This is a genomic window from Psychrobacter proteolyticus (assembly GCF_038155145.1).
Lineage (GTDB): Bacteria > Pseudomonadota > Gammaproteobacteria > Pseudomonadales > Moraxellaceae > Psychrobacter > Psychrobacter proteolyticus_B.
This window is the reverse complement of sequence record NZ_JBAKAY010000166.1, coordinates 1-216: the sequence shown is the minus strand read 5'-3', so window position 1 is coordinate 216 and position 216 is coordinate 1. Positions and strand designations below refer to the sequence as shown.

Below are 216 nucleotides of genomic sequence, written 5' to 3'. Positions count from 1 at the left end.
ACTGCGTTTTAGGATGAAGAGCGTTTGGATGAGTTGGCTGAGTTGTTATAAGCCTGTGACATGACCATGGTAGAAGGTATCCAGCTTGCTATTCAGCAATATGGTGATTTGTGGAATCGTCTACGCGCAGTCTACCGCATGAATGGTGGTAAGCCTATCTATAATCAGCGTATTGAAGCTCAAAAAAGCTGGTTTACTAGTAGACAGGATTATCTT

At 42.6% G+C, this 216-nt stretch carries 1 pseudogene; it reads left to right on the top strand.

What is annotated here, in order from left to right:
* Positions 1–12: 12 nt before the first annotated feature.
* A pseudogene (locus V6252_RS13380) lies at positions 13–216 on the top strand (hypothetical protein); the annotation flags it as partial.